This window comes from Bradyrhizobium sp. CER78, from assembly GCF_029846235.1.
Classification (GTDB): domain Bacteria; phylum Pseudomonadota; class Alphaproteobacteria; order Rhizobiales; family Xanthobacteraceae; genus Bradyrhizobium.
In genome coordinates, this window is record NZ_JARVWP010000007.1 from 379,204 (window position 1) to 403,770 (window position 24,567).

Here is a 24,567-nt window from a genome sequence, read left to right on the forward strand (position 1 = left end):
CCTCGGAGCAATTTCGAGTGATTTCCGTGAACAGCGCTGCAAATTGCGCAGTGGCGGCGGACGCGCCGGCAGGCTAGACAGTGCCCGCCATTCAAGTGGAGACCCAAATGAGCATTCAGCGTTTCGAAACCGGCCCGCGCATGAGCCAGGCCGTCGTGCACGGCAACACCGTCTATCTCGCCGGCGTCGTCGCCGGCAAGGCGGCGGGCGGCAGCGTCACCGAGCAGACCAAGGACATCCTGTCGATCATCGACGGCCACCTCGCCAAGGCCGGCACCGACAAGTCGAAGCTGCTCAGCGCGACCATCTACATCACCGACATGAAGACCTTCCCGGAGATGAACGCGGCGTGGGATTCGTGGGTCTCCCAGGGCAACACCCCGGCCCGCGCCACCGTCGAGGCCAAGCTCGCGGCGCCGCAGTACAATGTCGAGATCATGGTCGTCGCGGCGAAGTAAGCCCCGCGCACGCTGATCGAACGAGACCTCTCGAAGCCCCGGATTGCAAACCGCAATCCGGGGCTTGTTTCATCCGCAGCTTACGCGCTGATCCGTGGTCGTTGAGCCGAGGCATCACCGATGTCGGACTGAAGCCAGCGCGCGATCCGGCGCCAAGAGCTGGTCAGTGCCTTGCAGCCCATGAACAGGCCGAGGTGCCCGCAGGGTTCGGTGCCACGCTCCAGCCACATCGGCGGTGTGCCCAACAGCCGCGCTGTCGCAAACGCCTGATCGCGCGGAACAACAATGTCATCGTCAGCAGCCAGCAGGAAGGCCGGCGTCTTCACCTCGGCAAGATCGATCCTGCGGCCGAGCGCGACGAAGTCTCCGCGAGCGATCCGGTTCTGACGGAATATCCAGTTGATCACCTCGAGATAGTAGACGCCCGGCAGATCAAGCGTCTCGCGATTCCAGCGCTGGAAACGATCGAGCAGCGAAGGGGCATCGTCCGACGTGTCGCGCAGGCCTCGTTGCAGCACGGCTTGCACATCCTGCAGGCCAAAGGGAATGCTCCAGCATTGCAGCATGTGCTTGCCGCTGATGATGCCGTCACCCTGATGCACCAGCGCCGCGAAGCTCTGCTCGGGCAGCGCGGCCACCATTCCGGAGAGCTGCGACGGCACCGAGACATCGATCGGGCTGCTCGCCAGCACGAGCCGTCGCACCTTGCCGGGGAAACGCGCGGCATAGAGCAGCGACAGCCATCCGCCCTGGCAGAGACCGACAAGATCGACCGGCGGGCCGATCGTGTCGACGGCGACGTTGAGGTCGGAGAGATAGCTGTCGATCGAAAAATAGCGCATCTCAGGCGTGGCCGAGCGCCAATCGGTCAGATACAGACGCGCGATGCCTGACTGTTGGAGCGCCTCGATCAGGCTGTGGCCGGGCGCGAAATCCGCAATCAGCGCGCGGTGCAGTGCGTAGGGCGCACAGACCAGCAGCGGCTGGCCCCGCGCGGCCTGCGAAAAATCCAGCAGATGCATCGACGGCAGTTCGAGCGCGATCCTGTTCGGCGACGTCCAGGCGAGGTGTGCGTCGCCCGGGTCGGCATGCCCGGGCGCGTGGTCGGCGTACCACTGCCAATATGTGTCAAGCACCAGTCTCGTGGCTTCAAACGGCCACAGCCAGGCGTGCTGCGCCTGGACGGCGCGCGTCTCCCGTTCCGGTGGCTTCGCGTTTTCGGTCAAAGTCATTCACCGATTGATCGCCGCCGACATAGTCCGGCCAGCACGGGTCGAAACCTTGACCCCGATCAAGAACCGACGAATTCAGATCAAAAATTCTACGCCAAATCAAAGGGCGTAGCCGCCATGCCGGGGTTCACGATCCCGCGACCCGCGGGATGACGTTCCGGCCAGGCAGAGGGCCACCGGCCGCTCCAACCAAAGCGCGATGAGATCAGGTTTGAAGCGTCATCGCGCTTTAGCTCTTTGTTTGAGCATGATCTTTTCGGAAAACCGCTTCGCACTTTGCGCTAACGCGGCCCTTCGGGTCCGGATCATGCTTCAGGCTGCTCGGGCGGCGGTGCGCTCCGCTTCGAGCCTGCGCGCGAACAGCCAACGGAAATAGGTCAGCGGCGCATCGGCGCCGATCGCGAGCAGCTGATAATCCGGATCGACGTCGAGCACCTTCTGCTGCGCCTCGATGAAGTCCTTGTCCTCGTTGAAGGCTTCCTCGAGCGAATGCCGCAGCGAGAGCGAAATGTTCGGATTGTCGATGTCGAAATCGTGCAAATAGTTCCAGAAGAAGTGCGTCGACGAGCGCGTCTCCGGGGTCATGAACTGCGCGTTGCGGTATTGCCGCGTGCCCGGAACCTGGACGCCCTTCTCCGCGCCCTGCCCGGCCGGCGCAAACGTGGTGTCGAGCGTGAAGATGCCCGGCACGATCATGCGGCCGATATTGCGGCGATCGACCTTGTCGTCGCGGTTGGAGATCACCTTCTTGTGGTAGGGCGGCGCATCGGCGCCCATATGCCAGCGCTCGACGCGGAAGCCGTCGTCCAGCTTCTCGATCGCGACCGGCTTGGTCTTGTAGGCGTATTCCTCGGAGCCGCCGAGCGTGTTGGTGTGCACGAAGGCGAGATGGGCGAAGTCGCTGAGGTTGTCGACGATCAGGAGCCAGTTCGCCTTGTAGTGCATGTAACCCGGCAGACCGCGCCATTTGGGATCTTCGAGCGGCGGATAGTCGAGGACCAGCTTCGGATCGGCCTTCTCGGGATCGCCGGTCCAGATGAAGATCATGTTGTAGCGCTCGACCACCGGATAGCTGCGCACGCCGAGCTTGGCGGGAACAGCGTCCTGGCCGGGGATCTGGATGCACTTGCCGTCGGCCGCGAACTTCATGCCGTGATACATGCACCTGATGTCGTCGCCCTCGATGCGCCCCATCGAGAGCGGCGCGGCGCGATGGCAGCAACGGTCATCGAGCGCGACCACCTTTCCGCTGGCGCCGCGATAGATCACGATCGGCCGCTCCAGGATGGTGCGCGCCAGCTTCTTGCCGTCGATCAGCTCGTGATTCAGCGCCGCCACGTACCAGGCGTTGCGCAGGAAAATTCCGTCGTCGGCCATGTCACCCTCCCGATGCAAATCTGCTTGCAATCAGGTTAGGTGATCCCGGCCATCCGGATAATCCGATTTGGCTGGACACACTGTACCGCTGGATGGACAATCGGCCATGGAGTGGCGCGACTGGGAGCTGTTTTGCGAGGTTGTCGAGCATGGCGGCTTCACCGCGGCTGCGCGCGTGCTCGGACATCCCAAATCGAGCCTCAGTGCTGCGGTGCAGCGTCTCGAGGCCAATCTCGGGCTGCGGCTGATCGAACGCACCACGCGGCATCTGCGGCTGACCGATTCCGGCGAGACCATCTATCGCAAGGTCCGCCCGCTGTTCGCCGCGCTGCACGACACCCATAGCGAGGCGCTGGCGATGTCGAGCGCGGTGGCGGGCACCCTGCGCATCAAGGCACCATACGAATTCGGCGCGCATCACGCGGGACCGGTCGCCTGCGCCGTGATGAGCCGTTATCCGGAGCTCGCGATCCGGATCGATGTCGAGCACGACATCGTCAACCCGATTGCCGAGAATTACGACATCGTGTTCGCGATGCTGGAGGCGCCGCTGCCGTCGGCCGGCATCGTGATCCGCCGCGTCTTCACATTGGAGCGCGGCCTGTTCGCGGCGCCGGCGCTGCTGGAGAAATTCGGCGAGCCGCGCACGCTGGATGAATTGAGACAGCTGCCGCTGCTGACCGGCCCCAGCGATCCGCGATGGGCGATGACCACGCCCGGCGGCGCGGTCGAGCATCTCGCGGTCGATCACGCGCGTCTCACCTCTTCGAATGCCCATGTGCGGCTGCAGGCGGCGCTCGCCGGCCACGGCGTGCTGCGGGTCACCGCAAGCTACACCCGCGCCGCGGTCGCGGCCGGTCAGTTGCGGCGGCTGCTGCCGGACCATGCCTGCGAGCCGCTCAACGTGCATGCGCTGCTGCCGGCGCGGCAATTCGTCCCGGCCAAGGTGCGCTGCTTCCTCGACGCGATGGACGCGCACGCACGCGGCGATCCGGAGGCCTACATCAAGCCATAGCCCGCACAGCCGTCACGCACGCGATGACCTCAGAGGTAATCGATCGGCACCTGCAAACCTTCGATAGTCCGGACAGCCGCTTACGTTCGGCGCATCAGAAGGAGAGCACCATGACCGACCACACGACTATCGCCCGCAACTACATCGAGCTCTGGAACGAGCGGACGCCGAGCCGGCGCCGCGAGATGCTGAGCCAGAACTGGACCGCCGATGCGCGCTATATCGATCCTTTGATGAGCGGCGACGGCCATGAAGGCGTCGATGCGCTGATTGCCGGCGTGCAGCAGAAGTTTCCGGATTTCAAGTTCAAGCTGATCGGCGAGCCGAACGGCTTCGGCGATCATGTCCGCTTCTCCTGGGGCCTCGGGCCCGACGGCGTCGACAGCCCGATCAAGGGCACCGACTTCGCCATGCTGAAGGACGGCCGGATCAGGAGCATCACCGGCTTCCTCGACCAGGTGCCGGGCGCCTGAGGCGATTTCCCCACCGGGCAACTTCCACCTTCGTCATTCCGGGGCTCGCGAAGCGAGAGCCCGGAATCCATCAGGCCGCAAACGCTGCGGGTGGATGGATTCCGGGTTCGACGCTGCGCGTCGCCCTCAGGTGCGCAGTTGCGCACCGGGGAATGACGAGGGGATGGGACGCTGCCGCTTCCACCCCCGTGATGTCGCTGCTAGTCTTCCCGAAACACAGGGAGGACGCCATGAAGGCCGATTACGCCTTCAAGACTTCTGTCGTCAGCGACATCACGCCGGCGCTGCTGGCGATCGGCCGCGACAGCTTTCCGCAGGCCTTGATCGGCGCGCTGCGCCGCGTTGCCAGTGTCGGTCACTGCATGGTGTTCTCGTTCACCGGCCCGCGGTCGGCCGCGTGCCTGCTCGATGTCGGCAACATCCCGACCGGGCGCGATCTCGGGATCGCCTATTCCGAACATTTCCACCAGGCCGACCCGAACCGCGATGCGGTGTTCGAGGGACAGGCGCAGGCCGCGCCGATCCTGCTGCCGACCTTTGCCCGCCGGATGTACAGCGACGGCTACCGCAAGATCTTCTTCGACGATTCCGACATCGTCGACAAGTTCGCTTCCGCAATCTGGACCGGCGACACCTGCTTCTACGTCAATTTCTACCAGATCACCGAGCAAGGCCGCTTCAGCCGCGAACAGATCGCGCGCCTCGCCGCAGTCGCGCCCGCATTGACGGCAGCCGTGGCGCGGCACTTTCAGCGCGATCCAGCGGCGGATGCCGATCCGATCGCGCGGCTGAAGAGCCTGTTTGCGACTACTGAGCCGCTCGCGCGGCTGACCGGGCGCGAGCAGGAGGTCTGCCTGCGGATTCTCTCGGGCCTCAGCTCGGAAGCGATCGCGGCCGATCTCGGCATCGGGCTGCACTTCGCCCTCACCTATCGCAAGCGCGCCTATGACAAGCTCGGCATCTCCTCGCAGAACGAGCTGTTCGCGATCGCGCTGCGGCTGATGGCATCGGCACGCCAGCTGAACTGAAGCGTCGAAGCGGCCGCTTCCGCCTGTCCCCAACGGTAGGGACAGACCGGCGGCGCCTGGGCGCCTATGCTCGGTTCGAAACCTGAGGGCCAACCCGAGATCGCGCCGTGAGCACCGCTCCCCATTTCGACATCGATGTCCCCGCCTTCTGGCAGGACCCCTATCCGACGCTTGCCCGCATGCGCAAGGAGGCGCCGATCGCCTTCGTGCCGCAGCTCGGCAGCACGCTGCTGTGCAATCGCGACGACATCTTCGTCTCCGAGAAGCAGATCGACGTGTTCTCGTCGCACCAGCCCGAGGGGCTGATGAACAAATTGATGGGCCACAACATGATGCGCAAGGACGGCGATGCGCACATGAACGAGCGCAAGGCGATCTTCCCGGCGATCTCGCCGAAGACGGTGCGATCGCACTGGACCGCGCAATTCGCCGGCCACGCGACGCGCATCCTCGACGAATTGAAGCCGGACGAGACGGTCGATTTCGTGCAGGCCTTCGCGCTGCCTTTCTCGGCCGAATGCCTGAAATCGATCACCGGTCTCACCAACATGCGCTTCCAGGACATGAATGCCTGGTCGCAGGGCATGATCGACGGCATCGCCAATTATGTCGGCGATCCCGCGATCGAGGCGCGCTGCCACGCGGCGACCTCGGGGATCGATGCCGCGATCGACGATATGGTGCCGGTGCTGCGCAAGACGCCCGACCTCAGCCTGCTCGGCGTGCTGCTGCAGACCGACATGCCGATGGAGAGCGTGCGCGCCAACATCAAGCTCGCGATCTCGGGCGGCCAGAACGAGCCGCGCGATGCGATCGCCGGCACGGTGTGGGCGCTGCTGACCCATCCCGACCAGCTTGCGCTGGCGAGGAGCGGCGCGATCCCGTGGCTGCAGGTGTTCGAGGAATATGCGCGCTGGATCTCGCCGATCGGGATGTCGCCGCGGCGGATCGCAAAGCCGTGGACGATCCGGGATATCGCCTTCGAGCCCAATGAACGCGTGTTCCTGATGTTCGGCTCGGCGAACCGCGACGAGAAGCATTTCAGCGAACCCGACAGGTTCGACGTCCGCCGCGACGCCAGCAAGAGCATCGCGTTCGGCGCCGGCCCGCATTTCTGCGCCGGCGCCTGGGCCTCGCGCGCCATGGTCGCCGACGTCGCGCTGCCCGCGATCTTCGCCAGGCTGACGAACCTGCGCCTGATCGAGGACCGGCCGCCGCGGATCGGTGGCTGGGCGTTCCGCGGCCTGCTGGATCTGCCGGTGACGTGGGACCGGTAGGGCGGCAACGCCGCCGATCAGCGGGAACCAAGCCCGCCTTGCGTCGGATTTGTTTAAGCCCGGCAAAACAGACACACAAAGACATGGAACCGCGGCTCCGGCCGCCGGTGCGGACGCGGCTCGACCCCGGAAATACACCTCTTGCTGCACCGCGACACCATGCCGCCGCAACCGGTCGGACGGCTGTAATCAAACTGTCACGAATCCATTTCAATCCGCCGTTATTGATGAAACTGCAGTTAGTTGTGCGGTCACAAGGGATTTCCGATGAACCCGAACACCAATGGTAGCAGTCACGATACCGCCTTCCACCATGACGCCCCCGAACAGGAGTCCGAGGAAGGCGGCGGCATCAACAAGACGGTCGCGGTCGTCGCGGTGGTGGCTGTCGGTGCGGCCGTGTTCGAAGCTGCCTTGCTGCCGGGACTTGCACTCGGCGTTGCCGCGGTCGCGGCGCCGAAATACCTGCCGAAGCTGGCGGGCGCCCTCAATCCGCTGTTCAAGTCCACCGTTCGCGGCACCTACAAATTCGCGCAGAAGTCGCGCGAGATGTTTGCCGAAGCCCACGAGCAGGTGAACGACATCGTTGCGGAAGTGAAGGCCGAAGGCCAGGCGCAGGAAAAGGCAGCGGCGACAGAGGGCCGGACTCACTCCGCGGCCTGAGCCGGGCGTCAGACGCTCAGGATACGAGGCGACGACACGCGCTGGTGACCGTCCTTGCGACGTTGAGACCGGAGCCCACAGGCAATCGTGTTTGACGACGGCATCGTTCGCGTCCCGCGCCGGCGTTCGAATGCTGTTAGAGGACTACGATGACCAAGATGAAGCTGCAGATCGCGCATCAGGTTCCGGGCCGGATTCGCATGAAAGTGCCGTCGGCCAGGGAAAACCCCGAGCTTCTCGAACAGATCAAGCAGACCTTCAGCGTCATTCCCGGCATCGAGAACGTCACCGTCAACCCGACGACGGGCAGCGTCGTGCTGCACTACGACGCCGACCGGCACGACGAGTTTCATGGCCGGCTGGAGCATCACACCGGCGGTCACTACAAGCCGCCGACCAACGAGATCGACGCGCTGGCAAACAAGATCGAGCAGGAAGCCGAGTATCTCGCCGAGCATTCGCACACGGCCAAGGTCATCGTCGACTTCTTCCGGGATTTCGACCAGGGCATCAAGATCGCCAGCGGGAACGTGATCGATCTGAAGATCGTGCTGGCAGCCGGCATCGCCGGCTTCACCGTGTTCGAGGTTGGCGCCACCGCGGCGACGCCGGTTTGGGTCACGCTGGCAGTGTTCGCACTCAACCACATGATTCAGGCCAACATGGGCGCCGCCGAGCAGGCGGAGCCGGCAGGCGCGACGGCCTGACCCGCCAGGGGCGAGAGCGCAAATCCATGGACTTCCGCTTCTGCCACTCCATGCCAGGGCGCATTCGTCTGAGCATTCCCGCGCTCGGGCGCGATCGCAAGCTGGGCGAGATCTGCCTCGGCTGGCTGCGGGCGCAGGACGGCATCAGGACCGCGCGGATCAATTACGACTGCGCAAGCCTCGTGCTGGAATACGATCCGGCGCACGAGCAGCGGCTGCTCGTGCTGCTGAACAGCTTCAAGGGCATGAGTCTCGCCGACCTCAAGGCGCTGTGCGCCAGCGCCGTGCCGGACGCGGGCGCGCCGCGCGCCAGCGTACCTGAGGTCTCCAAGCGCTCGCCTTTGGCCCTGCCGACGCTGTCCCTGTTCATGGCCCTCAGCGCCAATCCCGTGATCGCGGCGGTCAACATGCCGCTGATGATCTGGAATGCGATCCCGATCGCCAAGCGGGCCTGGAAGGTCTGGGCCAACGAGAGCCGGCTGAACATCGACGTGCTCGATACGCTCGCGATCAGCGCCTCGATGCTGCAGGGCAATCCGCTGGCCGGCTGCATCGTCACCTGGCTGATCAAGCTCGGCGACTGGATCCGTGACCTGACCGCCGCGGGCTCGCGGCGCGCGATCAATGAGCTGCTCGAATTCCAGTCGAAGACGGCCTGGCTGCTGCGCGACGGCGAGGTGGTGTCGATCCCCGCCGCCGAGCTCAAGAACGGCGACATCGTCGTGGTGTATCCCGGCGAGATGATCCCGGTCGACGGCGAGATCATCGACGGCTCCGCCACCATCGACCAGAAGACCATCACCGGCGAAGGCCTGCCGGTGCATCGCGGCAAGGGCGAAGCCGCCTTCGCCGCCACGGTGATCCGCGAGGGCCAGATCACGTTGCGGGCGCTGCGCGTCGGAACGGCGACCACCGCCGGCCAGATCGTGCGCTTGATCGAATCCGCGCCGATCGGCGACACCCGCATGCAGAACCATGCCGAACGCTTCGCCGACCGGCTGGTAACGCCGACCCTGGCGCTCGCCACCGGCACCGCGATGGTCTCGGGCGACTTCAACCGCTTCCTGTCGCTGGTGATCGTCGATTACGGCACCGGCATCCGCGTCGCGGCGCCGACGTCAGTGCTGTCCTCGATGACGCTGGCCGCCCGCACCGGCATGATCATCAAGAGCGGCGGCCACATGGAGAAGCTCGCCGGGATCGACACCATGGTGTTCGACAAGACCGGCACCCTCACCCACGGCACGCCCGCGGTCATCGACGTGATCTCCTACCAGAACTCGATCACGCCGAACCATTTGCTCGGGCTTGCCGCCGCTGCCGAAACCAAGTTGCAGCACCCGGTCGCCGAAGCGTTGCGATCGCGGGCCCGGCAGCTCGCGGTGAACATTCCGCCCTGCAACGAGACCACCTACCGCCTCGGCCTCGGCGTCGAGGGCCAGGTCAACGGCTATTACGTCCATGTCGGCAACCAGCGCTTCATGCGCCAGAGCGAGATCGCGGTCGATGCCTCGGCCCTCGATCGCGCGGCGCTCGACCAGCGCGGCTATTCGAGTCTCTACATCGCCGTCGACGGCAAGCTCGCGGGCCTCGTGCCTTATTCCGATGAAATCCGCGAAGAGAGCCGATCGGTGATCCAGCGGCTGCATGAGCTCGGCGTCAAGAACAGCATCATGCTGACCGGCGACAATGCCGTCGTGGCGCGCGCCGTTTGCAACAGGCTGGGGCTTACCGAGCACTTCGCCGACATGCTGCCGGCCGACAAGGCCGGCGTGATCCAGGAGCTGCAGCGCCAGGGGCGCAGGGTCGCGATGGTCGGCGACGGTATCAACGATTCGCCGGCGCTCAGCTTCGCCGATGTCGGGATCGCGATGAAGCATGGCGCCGAGGTCACGCACGAATCCGCCGACGTCATCCTGATGGAGGATTCGCTCTGGAAGCTCGTCAAGGCAGTCGAGATCTCGCAAGGCGCCGTCAGCCTGATCAAGCAGAACTACGCCATCGTCGCCGCGCTCAACACGCTGGCGCTCGGCCTTGCGCTGCCAGGCGGCCTGATCACGCCCGAGGTCACCGCGCTGATCAGCAATGGCTCGGCGATCCTCGCAAGCTTCAACGGCATACGGCCAATTCTCAGGTATCAATGAGCCAGGATGTCACCCAGCTCGTTGTCCTTCCTCCCGGCGATCACGCCGCGCTACAAGCCGCAGTCAAGGCGCTGGAGAGCTCCAATCTCGCGGCAAGGATCGCCGACTATGCCGGCGTCCCCGTCAATCGCGTCCTCAACCTACTGCCGAAGGCCGCCAACCGCCAGCTCAGCGGGCTGGTGCGCACGGCGGTCATGAAGGGGCTGGAGGTTGCCGTCGACACGCTCGACGAGAAGCCGCCGCCTGCACCCGCCGTCACCTTCTCGTCGTTCCTCGCTGGCGTAACCGGAGGCGTCAGCGGCCTGTTCGGTTTCGGCGCGCTCGCGGTCGAACTTCCCCTGACCACGACATTGATGCTGCGCGCGATCGCCGAAATCGCGCGGCACCAGGGCGAGGATCTCTCCAGCATCGAGGCAAGGCTCGCCTGTCTCGAAGTGTTCGCCTACGGCACCAAGCGAACGGACGACAGTATCGATGTCGGCTATTACGCCGCCCGCGCGCTGATCAGCAAATACACCAGCGACGCTGCCGCCTACATCCTGGAGCGCGGCGCGGTCGATGCCTCCGCCCCCGTGATCTCCAATCTGGTCAGCGAGATCGTCTCCCGGTTCGGCCTGGTGGTCTCGGACAAGGCCGCGGCCGGCGCGGTACCGATCATCGGCGCGGCGTTCGGCGCGACCGTCAACGTCATCTTCATGGACCATTTCCAGAAGATCGCGAAGGGCCACTTCACCGTGCGCCGGCTGGAGCGGGCCCATGGCAGCGTGGGCGTTCGGCAACATTATGCGGCGATCGCAGCCGGGCTCGCGCCGCGGCGCGGCGTCGCGACGACATGAGGTGTTCGGCCATTGGACATCGGCGTCGCGCTCCCGCATGAAGACACCAGGCTGCGCGACCTTCGTCGCATGCGCACGCTCGCCACGGCCCTGCTCGTGGTCATGCTGCTGTTGTTCCTGGCGACCTCGATGGCGCAACAGCACTGGCCATGGCTGGCCTATCCGCGCGCTTTTGCCGAAGCCGGCATGATCGGCGCCTGCGCCGACTGGTTCGCCGTCGTGGCGCTGTTCCGTCACCCTCTCGGCATCCCGATTCCGCACACCGCGATCGTTCCGCAGAGCAAGCAGCGCATCGCGGTCGCGCTGGGCCGCTTCATCGCCAACAACTTCCTGTCACCCCGCGTGGTCGGCGATCGCATCCGCGACGTCGACATCGCCGGCTGGGCGGCGCACTGGATCGAGCGGCCGACGCACGCCCGCAGCACGGCCCAGCGCACCGTCTCGGCGGTTCATCAGGCGCTGCAGGCGACGCCGAGCGCCGAGATCAACGCCTTTCTGACCCGCCGTACCCGGCAGGGGATCGCTGCGGTTCCCGCAGCCCCGCTCGCCTCGCGCGTGTTGGCGCTGCTATGGGCCCATGGCAACGCACAGGCACTGGTCGAGCGCTTGATCACGTCGGCGAGCGTGGCGCTCGCCAACAACAAGGAAACGATCCGCAAGAAGGTCTCGCAGCGCTCCTACCGGTTCGTGCCGAAATGGGTCGACGGCATGGTGGCCGACCGCGTCATCTCCGGCGTCAGCCAGACGCTCGACGAGATGCGCGAGCCGAACCATCCCTGGCGCGTCGAGCTCAAGGCCGAGATCGAGCGCCTGATCGACCGCCTCGCCACCGATCCCGACTACCTCGCCAAGGGCGAGGAGCTGAAGCAGCAGATGCTCGACAATCCCGCCGTGATCGGTCAGATCGACGCGATGTGGCACGCCATCGAGGCGCGGCTGAACTCCGCCGCGACCTCGGCGGCAATCGCCGACGCGATCGAAACCGCCCTGATCTCGGTCGCCGCGCGGGTCCGCGACGATGCCGACATGCGCGACCGCATCAACCGCTGGCTCCGCGTCGCCGCGCTGCGCGCCGTCGCATCGCGGCGCCAGGAGATCGCCGCCTTCATCCGCAAGGTGGTCGAGAACTGGGACACCGAAACCTTGATCATGCGGATCGAATTGCAGGTCGGCCGCGATCTGCAATTCATCCGGATCAACGGCACCGTCGTCGGAGGGCTGGTCGGCCTGCTGATTTTCTCCGTATCGCGCTGGCTCTAACGCGTGATGAGATCGGGTTGAGCTGGAACGGCGTCGAAGGTTCACCTCTCCCTTGGGAGAGGTCGATTTGCGCAGCAAATCGGGTGAGGGGTTGCGGCCTATCGAGAGAGCAAGAGCCCTTACCCGGATTGCACTGGACGATGCTTCGCATCGCCAAGCGCAATCCGACCTCTCCCCAACGGGGAGAGGTGAACCGAGAGCGCGCCAAGCCGATTCAACTAAGACTCGTCCCGCTCCAGCGCGCCGATACAAGTTCAGGGGAAACGAATCCGCAGCAGCGGCAACTGCCGGAGCTTGTCGAGCAGGCACACCATTTGGCCTGCGGCAAGACTGAGGCAACCGAGGATAAAGTGGCGGCGGGTCAAGCCGCGCTCGCGGTCCGCGAATTCCAGGCGCTGGAGACGCGGTTCGGGAGCAGTGTTCGCACGCAGGGCAGGAAGCGTCGTCATATCCATCAGCCGATCGGAATGCGGATTTCCGGCGCGGTGGTCATCTGCGCGATCGTCCCGTCGAACGACAGGCAGTCCGGATTCTCGCCCGGCATCCGGCGCAAGGTCTCGACCAGCTGCTCCTGCTCCAGCAAGAACGAGCGGCCGTCGCGCAGCCGGGCATAGGCCGCCCACGGCACGAATTTGGTGAAAGGAAACGGGAATTGCTCGCGCGGCGACACGTCGATGTTCAGGCCGGAGACGAACAGCACGTTCTTGGTCGCAAACGCCGGCTCGCGCAGGATGCTCCGGTAGGTGCGATCGAACTCGGCCTGGGTGACGAAGCGCGCGGCATCCAGCGCGGGATACGGCGACGTCACCAGCGCCGGCATGACAGGAGCGAGCGCGGCCTCGAGAATGTCGTGGCCGTCGGGACCTTCGGCCAGCGCACGGCGGAAATGGAACAGATCGGGCGACAGCGCCGTCCCGATCGGCGCCGGTGTCTCGCGAAAGCAGGCGTCGCCGAGCCGCTCGCGGATCGCCGGGCTAGCGCGAAAGACCTTCGACGTGCTCAGCACGCTCAGCGGCTGGCGCGGCGTCTCGACCATGTGGTCGAGCCACAGAAGGAGACCTTCGCTGCGGCTGTCGTCGAGATACTGATTGTCGACCTGGAACACCGGCTCGCCATTGAGCCGGCCGCATTGCACCTGCCGGCAGGCATGGGCGTATTCGTCCTCGTACCAGCGCAGCACGCCGCAAAGCTTGCCGCAGCAATCTCCGAACCGGCAACCGTCGGTGCGGTGGCGCTGATAGACGCCGAAGCGGCCGTCATCCGGATTGTAGCCGACATGGCTGGCCTGGATCAGCACCAGGTCCTCGCCGTGATGGGCATAAGGCCCGTGGCGGTTGATCGCGACCTTGCCGCCGACCCGCCCATGGTCGAACGGAAACGTTCCAAAATGCTGGGCCAGCAGCATCACCGGATAGCCCTGGCTCTCATCGGAGCAAAAGGCGCGTGACGGCAGCATGTGCTGCCGCTCAAAGCCGAGCGACCGGCAATAATTGTAGAGCCGCGGAACGAAATGCCCGTAGCGCATCGCAAAACCGCCAACCCGGAAGGTTTCGATCATCCTCTGCCCGAGCGGTCAGACGTATCCAACGTGCACACGCGGGGCAAAATTCCCCGCTCCCCGTACCTGACAGGAACGGTAGATACCGTTGTTGACGGTTATGTGAATGCAGCCGGGAGCGGTGATCCGGACGGGCAGCCGGCGACGCTCAGCGCCCCCAGCGCAGCACCACCGGATCGAGCGTGCGCGCGATCTCGATCAGCCCGGCGCGCGTGGCCGGATGCAGCGGTTGCAACGGGTGCCGCACCGCGTCCGACTTGATGACGCCGCCCTCGCGCATCAGCACCTTGCAGGCCTGCAGCCCGCATTGGCGGTTCTCGTAGTTGATCAGCGGCAGCCAGCGCGCATAGGCCTGCACGGCCTCGTCGCGGCGGCCGGCGAGGAACGGATCCATGATCTGGCGTATGCCGTCCGGATAGCCGCCGCCGGTCATCGCACCAGTGGCGCCGGCATCGAGGTCGGCCATCAAAGTGATCGCCTCCTCGCCGTCCCACGGCCCCTCGATTACGCTGCCGCCCTTCTCGATCAGGCCGCGCAGCTTGTTCGCGGCCATCGGCACCTCGATCTTGAAGTACCTGACATTGGCGAGCTCGTTCGCCATCCGCGCCAGGAAATCGACCGAGAGCGGCGTGCCGGCGACCGGCGCATCCTGGATCATGATCGGGATGTTGATGGCATCCGAGACCACCCGGTAGAACTCGTAAATCGCCGGCTCGGCGACGCGGAAGGTCGCGCCGTGATAGGGCGGCATGATCATCACCATCGCAGCGCCGGCGGCCGCCGCCTCGCGGCTGCGCGCGGCGCACACCGCCGAGGAGAAATGCGTGGTGGTGACGATCACGGGGATGCGGCCCGCGACATGCTCCAGCACGGCATGCATCACGGTCTCGCGCTCGGCATCGGTCAGCACGAACTGCTCGGAGAAGTTGGCGAGGATGCAGATGCCGTGCGAGCCGGCATCGATCATGAAGTCGACGCAGCGCCGCTGTCCGTCGAGATCGAGATTGCCGTTGGCGTCGAAGATGGTCGGCGCGACCGGAAAGACGCCGCGATAGGGGCGCTGTGCCCAACTCGTCATGTCAAATCCTCCCTCATGATCTTGTCGCAGCTTGTCGTGTCACGCGCTGCGGAACGGCAGCGGCGGACCTTCGAGCCGGCGCAGGCCCGGCTCCCGGCGCTCCAGCCACCAGCCATACTGCTTCGGCCAGGATGCGAACACTTCGCCGCTTCCGCCGCCGAGCGCAAGCTCGGCATGCAGCGGCCAATTCGGATCGAATAGCGCCTCGCGCCCGATCGCGACCAGATCGGCCTGGCCGTTTGCCAGCACATCCTCCGCCTGCTGCGGATGCAGGATCAGGCCGACCGCGATGGTGGCGACCTTGGCGGCACGCCGGATTTCGTCCGCATAGGGCACCTGGAAGCCATAGCCGCGCGGAATCCGCGCCGCGGTTGCCGAGCCGAGCAGGCCGCCCGACGAACAATCGATCAAATCGGCGCCGCGCGCCTTGGCTTCGCGCGCGAACGCGATCTGATCTTCGAGCGTCAGGCCGCCGTCGATACCGTCGACCGAGGAGATCCGCACCGCCAGCGGCCGCTCGGCAGGCCAGGCGGCGCGGACGGTCTCGATGATCTCGAGCGGATAACGCATCCGCCCGGCGCGGTCGCCGCCATAGGCGTCGCTGCGGCGGTTCGACAATGGCGACAGGAATTCGTGCAAAAGATAGCCGTGCGCGCAATGCACCTCGACGAATTCGAAGCCGGCCTCGACCGCGCGCAAGGTGGCGCGGCGCCATTGCTCGCGCAGCGCGGCGAGCTCGGCCACATCGAGCGCGTGCGGCATCAGCCAGCCTTCCTCCATCGGGATCGCGCTCGGCGCCACCGTCCGCCATGGCAGATCGCCGCGGGCGCGGTCGGCCTCGTCGAGCGCGGCATTGCCGTACCAGGGCCGCTGCATGCTGGCCTTGCGGCCGGCATGCGCGAGCTGGATCGAGGGCACCGCGCCGTTGTCCTTCAGGAAGGCGGCGATGCGTTCGAGCGGCGCGATCTGTTCGTCGTTCCAGATGCCGACGTCGCCATGGGTGATGCGGCCCTCGGCGGCGACCGCCGCGGCCTCGACCATCACGAGCCCGGCTCCGCCCTGGGCAAATTTACCGAGATGCACGAGGTGCCAGTCATTGGCGAGGCCGTTGGTCGCCGAATACTGGCACATCGGCGAAATCAGGATGCGGTTTCGAGAGGTCACGCCGCGAAGCGTGATCGGCTGAAACAGAAACGGCTGCGACATCGGGACCTGCGGTAGCGTGGTGGCGGAAGAATAGCGGCCGAAAGCTAGGCGGCGCGTCCCGCAATCGCAAGTCGCGCGACAGCGCAGGCGGCAGGACCTGCACGCATGCAGCACCCGGGCGACAGCACGATCCGCAAAACCCGCAACATTTGCCGCGGGATATTCACGCGGCTGGTAAACACATTCCACTATCCCTTGATGACTTTAAGTCATCCCCGGTCTGACTTTCAGTCATGCCCGGCTGACCTTCAGTCATGCCGGGGATCACGCCACGGATCGCAATTCGCATCGGACATGCCTACATTGCCGACATGAAAAAAATCGGTTTCCTCTCGTTCGGGCACTGGACGCCCTCCCCGCAATCCCAGGCCCGCTCGGCCGCGGACGTGCTGCTGCAATCCATCGACCTTGCGGTCGCCGCCGAAGAACTCGGCGCGGACGGCGCGTATTTTCGCGTCCATCATTTCGCGCGCCAGCTGGCGTCGCCCTTCCCGCTGCTGGCGGCGGTCGGCGCCAAGACCAGCCGGATCGAGATCGGCACCGCCGTGATCGATATGCGCTACGAAAATCCGCTCTACATGATCGAGGACGCCGGCGCGGCCGACCTGATCGCGAAGGGACGCCTGCAACTCGGCATCAGCCGCGGCTCGCCTGAGCAGGTGATCGATGGCTGGCGCTATTTCGGCTATCAGCCGGGCGAAGGCGAGACCGACGCCGACATGGGCCGGCGTCATGCCGAGATCTTCCTCGACATGCTGCGCGGACAAGGTTTTGCGCAACCCAATCCACGGCCGATGTTTCCCAATCCGCCGGGCCTGCTGCGGCTCGAACCGCTGTCGGAAGGCCTGCGCGAGCGGATCTGGTGGGGCGCCGGCTCGAACGCGACCGCGGTCTGGGCGGCGAAGCTCGGCATGAACCTGCAGAGCTCGACCCTGAAGAGCGACGAGACCGGAGAGGCCTTCCACATCCAGCAGGCCGCGCAGATCCGCGCCTACCGCGCCGCCTGGAAGGAGGCTGGTCACAGCCGCGAGCCGCGGGTCTCGGTGAGCCGCAGCATCTTCGCGCTGATCGACGATCGCGACCGCGCCTATTTCGGCAACGGGCAGGAGGAAGACCAGATCGGCTTCATCGACGAGCGGACGCGCGCGATCTTCGGCCGCGGCTACGCCGCCGAGCCGGACGAGCTGATCGAGCAGCTCAAGACCGACGAGGCGATCGCGGAAGCCGATACCTTGCTGCTGACCGTCCCCAATCAGCTCGGCGTCGCCTACAACGCGCATGTGATTGAGAGCATCTTGACCCACGTCGCACCCGCGATGGGTTGGCGCTGAATTTGGCGAGGAACGCCGCGGCACCCTCGTCACGCCGGTCGAATTTGGACAAGGACCCGCGGCGGCCGTGCTCTAGGGGGTGTGGTTGAGAGCGGACGACCGGCCGCGGGCTTGAACCGGCCATTCTCCACCGGAGGCGAGCCGGTTCTGCCAGGCTAATCCCGGAACACGCTGAAACGTTCCGGCGGAACTCCGTTCTCAAACGCGGAGAACTACGGAAACATAACTGCGCGTTGTGAGAAGAACAGGTTGAGTACAGTTCGTTAGGCGCGCACGTTGCGTGAACAGACCGCCGTAATATCCCGGGACCCCGCGCGAGGTCAGTTAAGGGTCCCGCTCGCGCGTGCGGCGATCGAGATCGAGGCGATCGATACGCTCATCGATCCGCCGGTTGAGTTCCTGATCCTCGTCCGAATCCCTGCCGCGCCGGGCGCGGACGGCAAACACGCACCCGATCAGGACGACGACGGCAAACAGCGCGTAGTACCACCATTCCATGCATCGATCTCGAATGAACGCTCGCAGGGACGAGCGGAAGGGTCATCGTTCAGGCCTGCCAGGACGCCCCGATCTTGGCGCGTAGAAGGGGTTCACCAGGCAGGTTGCCGGATTGCCCGCCATGCTGGCCTGGCACTGCTGCAACGATGTGAAGATACAATCCATTCGCTCGCCGAGCAGTTCCCCGTAAACATGCATGCAGACGGGATAGCGAGGGTCGTACATTTGCGCCGACGCCGGCGTCGTCATGCAAAGCGCGCCGAGCGAGAGCAACAGCGCTGCAAGCAACCTCACGTCTCGTCTCCTGATCTGCTCGCGCGATTTTTGCCTGAGGACTGGAGCGGGCGAAGGGAATCGAACCCTCGTATGCAGCTTGGGAAGCTGCCGTTCTACCATTGAACTACGCCCGCGATCTCAATTGCTTGAGGTCGAACCCTAGGGGTGCCGACCGGCCGGACCATAGCCCGGGCGGCGGCTGAGGATCAAGCGCGCAGTGACGCAGGTCGCACAACCGCCGCCCGCTACTGGCCCATCCTCACGAGCACGTCATTGATGACAAAGGGCGCAGCGGCCGATGCGTCGCAGCTCCCGCCGCGCGCATAGATGCAGGCATCGCTGAAGCCGACGCGGGCACAGCTTTGCTGTGAAAAATCCGCCGGCAGATCGCCCGCGGCCTCGGGCCGCGCCAGGATGCGATTGAAGGCCGGCCTGGTCGCCTGTAGCAGCAGCGGCGGCAGGATCAGCTCGGCGAGCGGATCGGCGGGCTGCAGCGCATAGAGCGGCGCCGGGCCGACCAATCGCTCCCGCCCCGGCAATTGCTGGAAGCGAACGTTGTAAAGCGCAAGGCCGCACATCTGCGGATCCCTGCGCAGTTCGGCGGCGAGCCGGGCTGCGCCGACGCCGCGCATCCAATACTCGCGCATCCCGTCGCTGGCGCCGGCCATTGCGACCGACAGCAACGCCCAGCCGCCGAGCACGACCGGCAGCGCCCAGCGGCGCCATGCGGCCTTCGTGCGCAGCCATTGCACCCAATCGGCCGAGCCCAGCGCCGCGACGATGATGAACAGCACCAGCGACAGGAAGACGAAGCGGTATTCCTTGTGCGTGATCAGGCTGTGGAAGACGAGGTTGACCAGCGCCACGGCCAGCAGCAGCGGCGCGTGCCGCCAGCCGCGCCAGATCGCGGCGAGCGGCAGCAGGATCGCCACCGACCACACGGTCAGGAAGTCGATCAGATAGGCCGACGGCGGCGACACGCCGAATTCGACGGCCCGATCGTGGACGAGGTTTTCCTTGATGTTCGCGATCAGCCAGGCGAACGGCACGGCGCCATGTGCAAGGTCGATCGCAGCGGCAAACAGCAGCGCAACGAGCCCGCCGGCGACCATCGGAACGAGGTTTCGCCAGCGTGTCCAGCACGCCCCGAGGGCCAGCACGGCGATGGCCGGCGCATACTGGAAGCGGCAGACGAAGGCGAACGCAAGCAAGGCGCCGCCGATCGCGAGACGCCGCTGCGACGGACCATCGGTGATCAGCAGCGCCGCCGGCACGATCAGCGCGGTCGCCAGCGGCTCGCCCAAAGTGTGGGGCGCGAGCATGAACAACTCGAACCAGGTCGCGGCGGCAAAGGCCGTGACGACGGCATGGGTTCGCGAGACCCGCGCACCGAGCAACCAGGCGCTGACCACGATCGACAGCGACGCGCATGCGGCGATCAGGCGCGGCACCAGGAAGGCCCCTGCGCCACCAGGCGCAATGGCATCACCCAGGGCAACCGGCCCGGCCATCAATGTCGGCAGGAACCAGCCGCGAATACCCTCGCGCCATTCCCAGGTCAAAATGCCGTCATGGCCGAGCATCCGCCACGCCGGCTCGAGATACTGAAAGACCTCGTCGGGATAGATCACGTTGGGCCAGACGGCGACCGCAAGGCGGATCACCAGCGCCAGCAGCAGCAACGCGAACAACGGGTGCAAACGCCCGTTGGCGTGCCGGGCCATGGCAGCGCCGCCGGGCGCGGCCTCGGCGCTCGTGCTCGTCATCGTCCCAAAGATCGTCTTCTGGAGCAGCATGCCGGCGACCAGATAGCGGGCAAAGCCTTTAAGATGCGTGACTGGACGATGCGTCACCGGACGTTGTCGAGGTCACACAGCGCCGGCCGCAACATGCTTAACTAAACCTTAAGATTCCGGATGCGCCGGACCGCGACGATGTTATGCTCGCCCGCGTGGGGGCTCGTGGCGTCATGGCGGGGCGTGGGTACACCATTTTCGACACGGCAGTCGGCCGATGCGGCATCGCATGGGGTGAAGCCGGCGTCGCCGGTGTCCAGCTTCCTGAGCTCCGCGAGATCGAAACCCGCAAACGGCTGTTCCAGCTCTATCCCGAAGCACGCGAGACGCGGCCGCCCGAGGAGATCGAGCTCGCAATCGAGGGCATCGTCGCGACCTTGCGCGGCGGCGATGGTGACCTCACAAGCGTGGCGCTCGACATGAGCGGCATCCCGGCCTTCAACCAGCGCGTCTACCAGGCCGTCCGCAGCATTCCCCGCGGCGAAACCCGGACCTATGACGAGGTGGCGAGCGCGCTGCGCGCGACCGGCGCGGTCTATTCGGTGGCGCAGGCGCTCGGCCGCAATCCCTTCATGATCATCGTGCCCTGCCACCGCGTGCTCGAGGCGGGGCACTATCCTGACCGGATCTCAGCGAACGGCGGCGGCATCTCCAAGCGGCGGTTACTCTCGATCGAAGGCGCCCAGCCGACCACCAGCAAGACCCTGTTCGACGTGCTGCTGCCCGTTGCGCGACCCCGGCCGCAAGCCTAGATCACAGGGTATGAGCCACACCACGCTGTTGCAGCGCGATCGCATCACGGTGAACGAGTTTCGCTGCACGGCGGAGCCCGGCGACAAGCCGTTTGCCGAGCAGTTCGCTTGCCACTCCGTGTCCTATGTGCGCAGCGGCAGCTTCGGCTGCCATTGCCGCGGCCGCTTTCATGAGCTGGTGGCCGGCTCGATCCTGGTCGGCCATCCCGGCGACGAATACACCTGCACGCACGACCACGTGGTCGGCGACGAATGCCTGTCGTTCTTCCTCGACCCGGAGCTGGTCGAGACGATCGGCGATCGCACATCGGTCTGGCAGGTCGGCTCGGTGCCGCCGCTGCCGGAATTGATGGTGATCGGGGAGCTCGCTCAAACGGCGGCAGCTGGCAACAGCGATGTCGGTCTCGACGAGGTCGGCCACATCCTCACGAGCCGCCTTGTCGAGCTGGTGTCCGACCGCAAGGCAAAGCCGCTCACCGCCGGCTTGCGCGATCGCCGCCGCGCCGTCGAGGCGGCGCTGTGGATCGACGCCAATTCGCATCACCAGATCGACCTCGACGATGCCGCCGAACAGGCCGGCTTGAGCACATTCCATTTCCTGCGGCTGTTTTCTGCGGTGCTCGGCGTCACCCCGCATCAATATCTGGTGCGCTCGCGGCTGCGCCATGCGGCGCGACGGCTGGTCGACGACGACAGCCCGGTCACCGACATCGCCTATGATGTCGGCTTCGGCGATCTCTCCAATTTCGTGCGCAGCTTCCACCGCGCCGCCGGTGCCTCGCCGCTCAAGTTCCGCCAGGCCTTGCGCGGCGACCGCAAGATTCTCCAAGAACGCCTTGCGCTGCAATAGCTAGGCTTGCTCCGGTCCGCGCGTCCTTCGACGCGCCCAGCGACTGGAGACTTCATCATGTACGACCATATCGGATTGCGCGTCGCCGACCTCGACGCCAGCGTGCGCTTCTACACCGCGGTGCTGGCGCCGCTCGGCTTCGTGCTGTGCTCGCGCGACGACAGCGGCGCAGGCTTCGGCCCGAAGGGCGAGCCCGCGCTCTGCCTGCATCTGCACAAGGGCAAGGCACAAGGCGGCGCGCATGTCGCGTTCCGCGCCCCGAGCCACGACGCGATCAAGACATTCCACACCGAAGGCCTGAAGGCCGGCGGCAAGGACAACGGCGCGGCTGGCCATCGCAAGGACTACAGCCCGACCTACTACGCAGCGTTCCTGCTCGACCCCGACGGCAACAATGTCGAGGCGGTGTCGACCTGAGATCAATTCATAAGAGGATCCCATGGCTTCCATTCACAAAGACATTCCAATCGACGCGCCGGCCGACCACGTCTGGGACGCGCTGCGCGATTTCGGCGCGCTGCATACGCGGCTGGTGCCGGGTTTCGTCACCGACACGCAGCTCGACGGCGATGTCCGTACCGTCACTTTCAGTAACGGCACCGTGGCGCGCGAGACCCTGGTCGATTGCGACGACAAGCGACGACGGCTGGTCTATGCGGTCAGCAGCGAGCGGCTGAAGCAGCATTCCGCCTCGGTGCAGGTGTTTACCGAGGGCGATGCGCGCTGCCGGGTGGTGTGGATCGCCGACGTGCTGCCGCACGAGATCGCGCCCTACATCGACGCGCAAATGGACCTCGGCGCGGCGGCGATGCAGGCCGCGCTGGCGAAATCGGCCAGGGAGAAGAACGCGGCGTGACCCGCCAGGTCATACGACCGGCCGCGCATTCAACGCATGACCGTCACCCTGAGGAGGCCGCGAAGCGGCCGTCTCGAAGGGCGACGGCCCAGCTGTTTCCATGAGCGCACGCCGAAGCATCGGGGCCGTCGATCCTTCGAGACGCCCGCTTCGCGGCTCCTCAGGATGACGGATTACGAGAGCTTACGACAGCGCCGGCTGCACTTCCGCGACCGGCGCTGACTTGCCCCAGCGCGTCAGGATCACGCTGAGGCAGGAGAGCACGCCGAGCACGCCCATCGACGCGGCGGCGAGTGCGAAGAAGTTCTGCGCACTCGCCTCATGGGTCGACAGCCACCAGCCGCCGGTGCCGATGAAGATCAGCCGGGCGGTCTGCGCCAGCACCGGGCCCAGCACCTTCGCCGCGCCCTGCGAGGAGAAGTACATCGACATCGCAAGGCCAATGAAGGCGTACATCGGCGCGGCGGTCGACAGGTACTGATGACTGGTCGCCCGCACATGCGGATCACTGGTGAACAGGTTGACCCAGAGATCGGGGAACACAGCGATGAAGCTGCCGACCACGCCGACCGAGAGGAACGACACCGTGCCCGCGGTCCAGGCGATGCGCCGGGCCCGCGCGACGCGCTCGGCGCCGACCGCCATGCCGATCATCGGCACCGAGGCGATGCCGACCGCGAACGCGACCGAGGTCAGCATGAATTCGAGCCGCGCGCCGATGCCGTAACCGGCGAGCACCGCGGTGCCGAACTGCGCCAGCATGTGGGTGAAGATCGAGATCGTCAGAACCGATTGCAGCGGCGAGAAGCAGGAGACCGCACCGACCCTGAGGATGTCGATGAACATCGCCCATTGCACGCGCAGCCCCTTGAGTTTCGGCTTGACGCGGGCGCGGCCCGAGAACAGATACCAGCCCATCACGCTGATGCTGATCGAATAGGCGATCAGCGAACCGGCGGCGACACCGCGCATGCCGAATTGCGGCACCGGACCGAGACCGAGCCCGAGCGTGCCGCCGAGCATGATCTGCCACACCGCGGACGATAGGATCATGGTCGACGGCAATTTCATGTTGCCGGTACCGCGCAGGATGCCGGCCATCGTGTTCATCAGCCAGGGCAGGATCGCGCCGCCGAAGAAAACCTGCGTATAGGCAATCGCCTGTGCCAGCACATTGCCGCGGCCGCCGAGCAGTTCGAGCAGGCGCGGACCGAAGATCAGCATGCCCAGCATGAAGGTGACGCCGAACGTCAACCCGATCAGCAGCGCATGCATCGCCAGCGTCGAAGCGCGCTCGATCTCGCCCGCACCAAGCGCGCGCGCGATCGCGGATGCGACGCCGCCACCCATTGCGCCGCCCGACATCGTCATGGTCAGGATCACGCAGGGAAACACCAGCGCCATCGCCGCGAGCGACTCGACGCCCAGCCGGCCGATATAGGAGGTTTCCGCGATGACGACGCAGGTGCCGGCAGAGAGCGCGATCACGTTCGGCCATGCCAGCCACAGCAGCGTGCGCAGAATCGGCCCGTCGAGCAGCGCGTTACGCGCGGGCTTGGTCACCGGCGGCGGCAGCGGCCGTTCTTGTTCGTCGACAGGTATTTCGGCGAGGCCGAGATCGGACATTTCTACTCCACGGCGCATGACCCGCCAAAGTGTGTGCAGTTTGGCGAAAAGGTCATGCGCCCCAATTTATGATTCAGAGCGCGATCGGACGCAAAACCGGCAACCACTTTTGCTGATCGCGCTCTGCGCGATCTGGGGAGCCGCGCCATGGTGTTTCCCTACCATGGCAGCGACGGATTCCACGTGCGCGGGACGCAAGGGGGGCCTGCGCGATTGCAGGTGAACCCAAGCTCTAGCTGATCGACCGCACGAACGGCTGGACGGAGGTTC

The 24,567-nt window shown here is 65.7% G+C and carries 24 protein-coding genes and 1 tRNA gene; 15 read left to right on the forward strand and 10 right to left on the reverse strand.

Annotated features, from left to right (window positions below):
• The first annotated feature begins 107 nt into the window (after nucleotides 1-107).
• On the forward strand, nucleotides 108-458 hold the full coding sequence (locus QDT69_RS18395) for a RidA family protein (protein ID WP_279707868.1): 351 nt from the start codon (nucleotides 108-110) through the stop codon (nucleotides 456-458).
• An 80-nt stretch (nucleotides 459-538) separates the two neighbouring features.
• On the opposite strand, the gene QDT69_RS18400 is transcribed toward QDT69_RS18395, so the two are convergent.
• Together QDT69_RS18400 and QDT69_RS18405 are read right to left on the reverse strand one after the other, a co-directional pair.
• Complete coding sequence (locus QDT69_RS18400) at nucleotides 539-1,690, reverse strand: alpha/beta fold hydrolase (protein ID WP_279707869.1); 1,152 nt, start codon at nucleotides 1,688-1,690, stop codon at nucleotides 539-541.
• Between the two features lie 312 nt (nucleotides 1,691-2,002).
• On the reverse strand, nucleotides 2,003-3,067 hold the full coding sequence (locus QDT69_RS18405; RefSeq protein WP_279707870.1) for an aromatic ring-hydroxylating dioxygenase subunit alpha: 1,065 nt from the start codon (nucleotides 3,065-3,067) through the stop codon (nucleotides 2,003-2,005).
• Nucleotides 3,068-3,173: 106 nt separating this feature from the next.
• Between QDT69_RS18405 and QDT69_RS18410 the strand changes: the two genes are divergently transcribed.
• The 9 genes from QDT69_RS18410 (at nucleotide 3,174) to QDT69_RS18450 (ending at nucleotide 12,470) form a co-directional block, all read left to right on the forward strand.
• On the forward strand, nucleotides 3,174-4,082 hold the full coding sequence (locus QDT69_RS18410) for a LysR family transcriptional regulator (RefSeq protein WP_279707871.1): 909 nt from the start codon (nucleotides 3,174-3,176) through the stop codon (nucleotides 4,080-4,082).
• Between the two features lie 110 nt (nucleotides 4,083-4,192).
• Nucleotides 4,193-4,555 (forward strand): nuclear transport factor 2 family protein, encoded by a 363-nt coding sequence (locus QDT69_RS18415; RefSeq protein ID WP_279707872.1) that lies wholly within the window; start codon nucleotides 4,193-4,195, stop codon nucleotides 4,553-4,555.
• A gap of 230 nt (nucleotides 4,556-4,785) precedes the next feature.
• Nucleotides 4,786-5,583, forward strand: a complete 798-nt coding sequence (locus QDT69_RS18420) for a helix-turn-helix transcriptional regulator (RefSeq protein ID WP_279707873.1) — start codon at nucleotides 4,786-4,788, stop codon at nucleotides 5,581-5,583.
• A gap of 107 nt (nucleotides 5,584-5,690) precedes the next feature.
• Nucleotides 5,691-6,860, forward strand: a complete 1,170-nt coding sequence (locus QDT69_RS18425; protein ID WP_279707874.1) for a cytochrome P450 — start codon at nucleotides 5,691-5,693, stop codon at nucleotides 6,858-6,860.
• Nucleotides 6,861-7,127: 267 nt separating this feature from the next.
• Nucleotides 7,128-7,523: a DUF5132 domain-containing protein gene (locus tag QDT69_RS18430; RefSeq protein ID WP_050425287.1), complete on the forward strand. Its 396-nt coding sequence runs from the start codon at nucleotides 7,128-7,130 to the stop codon at nucleotides 7,521-7,523.
• 149 nt (nucleotides 7,524-7,672) lie between these two features.
• Nucleotides 7,673-8,230, forward strand: coding sequence for an HMA2 domain-containing protein (locus tag QDT69_RS18435; protein ID WP_279707875.1), 558 nt, complete (start codon nucleotides 7,673-7,675; stop codon nucleotides 8,228-8,230).
• A 26-nt stretch (nucleotides 8,231-8,256) separates the two neighbouring features.
• Nucleotides 8,257-10,374, forward strand: coding sequence for a heavy metal translocating P-type ATPase (locus QDT69_RS18440; protein WP_279707876.1), 2,118 nt, complete (start codon nucleotides 8,257-8,259; stop codon nucleotides 10,372-10,374).
• Nucleotides 10,371-11,210 carry an EcsC family protein gene (locus tag QDT69_RS18445; RefSeq protein ID WP_279707877.1) on the forward strand — a complete coding sequence of 280 codons (840 nt, stop codon included), beginning with the start codon at nucleotides 10,371-10,373 and terminating at the stop codon, nucleotides 11,208-11,210. The genes QDT69_RS18440 and QDT69_RS18445 overlap by 4 nt, the downstream gene beginning before the upstream one ends.
• Before the next feature lie 12 nt (nucleotides 11,211-11,222).
• The gene (locus tag QDT69_RS18450; protein ID WP_279707878.1) at nucleotides 11,223-12,470 is read left to right on the forward strand and encodes a DUF445 domain-containing protein; all 1,248 of its coding nucleotides are present in this window, start codon (nucleotides 11,223-11,225) and stop codon (nucleotides 12,468-12,470) included.
• A gap of 254 nt (nucleotides 12,471-12,724) precedes the next feature.
• Here QDT69_RS18450 and QDT69_RS18455 read toward each other — a convergent pair whose 3' ends face one another.
• The 4 genes from QDT69_RS18455 to QDT69_RS18470 all read right to left on the reverse strand — a co-directional run bounded on the left by QDT69_RS18455 (nucleotide 12,725) and on the right by QDT69_RS18470 (nucleotide 16,312).
• On the reverse strand, nucleotides 12,725-12,925 hold the full coding sequence (locus QDT69_RS18455) for a hypothetical protein (RefSeq protein ID WP_279707879.1): 201 nt from the start codon (nucleotides 12,923-12,925) through the stop codon (nucleotides 12,725-12,727).
• Nucleotides 12,925-14,028: a hypothetical protein gene (locus tag QDT69_RS18460; RefSeq protein ID WP_279707880.1), complete on the reverse strand. Its 1,104-nt coding sequence runs from the start codon at nucleotides 14,026-14,028 to the stop codon at nucleotides 12,925-12,927. The genes QDT69_RS18455 and QDT69_RS18460 overlap by 1 nt, the downstream gene beginning before the upstream one ends.
• A 148-nt stretch (nucleotides 14,029-14,176) precedes the next feature.
• Nucleotides 14,177-15,106, reverse strand: a complete 930-nt coding sequence (locus tag QDT69_RS18465) for a dihydrodipicolinate synthase family protein (RefSeq protein WP_279707881.1) — start codon at nucleotides 15,104-15,106, stop codon at nucleotides 14,177-14,179.
• Between the two features lie 39 nt (nucleotides 15,107-15,145).
• Nucleotides 15,146-16,312 (reverse strand): NADH:flavin oxidoreductase/NADH oxidase, encoded by a 1,167-nt coding sequence (locus tag QDT69_RS18470; RefSeq protein WP_279707882.1) that lies wholly within the window; start codon nucleotides 16,310-16,312, stop codon nucleotides 15,146-15,148.
• Between the two features lie 311 nt (nucleotides 16,313-16,623).
• Here QDT69_RS18470 and QDT69_RS18475 point away from each other — a divergent pair, with 311 nt between their 5' ends.
• Nucleotides 16,624-17,643 (forward strand): LLM class flavin-dependent oxidoreductase, encoded by a 1,020-nt coding sequence (locus tag QDT69_RS18475; RefSeq protein ID WP_279707883.1) that lies wholly within the window; start codon nucleotides 16,624-16,626, stop codon nucleotides 17,641-17,643.
• Nucleotides 17,644-17,967: 324 nt separating this feature from the next.
• Here QDT69_RS18475 and QDT69_RS18480 read toward each other — a convergent pair whose 3' ends face one another.
• The 3 genes from QDT69_RS18480 to QDT69_RS18490 all read right to left on the reverse strand — a co-directional run bounded on the left by QDT69_RS18480 (nucleotide 17,968) and on the right by QDT69_RS18490 (nucleotide 20,270).
• Nucleotides 17,968-18,141 (reverse strand): hypothetical protein, encoded by a 174-nt coding sequence (locus QDT69_RS18480; RefSeq protein WP_279707884.1) that lies wholly within the window; start codon nucleotides 18,139-18,141, stop codon nucleotides 17,968-17,970.
• A 336-nt stretch (nucleotides 18,142-18,477) separates the two neighbouring features.
• Nucleotides 18,478-18,551 (reverse strand) — tRNA-Gly (locus QDT69_RS18485).
• Between the two features lie 111 nt (nucleotides 18,552-18,662).
• Nucleotides 18,663-20,270 (reverse strand): 4-amino-4-deoxy-L-arabinose transferase, encoded by a 1,608-nt coding sequence (locus QDT69_RS18490; protein WP_279707885.1) that lies wholly within the window; start codon nucleotides 20,268-20,270, stop codon nucleotides 18,663-18,665.
• Nucleotides 20,271-20,386: 116 nt separating this feature from the next.
• On the opposite strand from QDT69_RS18490, the gene QDT69_RS18495 reads away from it, so the two are divergent.
• From QDT69_RS18495 to QDT69_RS18510, 4 genes are read left to right on the forward strand one after another with little or no spacing between them, the layout of a single operon-like run.
• Complete coding sequence (locus QDT69_RS18495; protein ID WP_279707886.1) at nucleotides 20,387-20,965, forward strand: methylated-DNA--[protein]-cysteine S-methyltransferase; 579 nt, start codon at nucleotides 20,387-20,389, stop codon at nucleotides 20,963-20,965.
• Between the two features lie 10 nt (nucleotides 20,966-20,975).
• A complete protein-coding gene (locus QDT69_RS18500; protein WP_279707887.1) occupies nucleotides 20,976-21,815 on the forward strand; it encodes an AraC family transcriptional regulator in 840 nt (279 codons plus the stop codon).
• Between the two features lie 57 nt (nucleotides 21,816-21,872).
• On the forward strand, nucleotides 21,873-22,232 hold the full coding sequence (locus tag QDT69_RS18505) for a VOC family protein (RefSeq protein WP_279707888.1): 360 nt from the start codon (nucleotides 21,873-21,875) through the stop codon (nucleotides 22,230-22,232).
• A 22-nt stretch (nucleotides 22,233-22,254) separates the two neighbouring features.
• Nucleotides 22,255-22,671 carry an SRPBCC family protein gene (locus QDT69_RS18510; RefSeq protein ID WP_279707889.1) on the forward strand — a complete coding sequence of 139 codons (417 nt, stop codon included), beginning with the start codon at nucleotides 22,255-22,257 and terminating at the stop codon, nucleotides 22,669-22,671.
• A 183-nt stretch (nucleotides 22,672-22,854) separates the two neighbouring features.
• Here QDT69_RS18510 and QDT69_RS18515 read toward each other — a convergent pair whose 3' ends face one another.
• Entirely contained in the window at nucleotides 22,855-24,297 is a 1,443-nt protein-coding gene (locus QDT69_RS18515) for an MATE family efflux transporter (protein ID WP_279707890.1), read from the reverse strand.
• Between the last annotated feature and the right edge of the window lie 270 nt (nucleotides 24,298-24,567).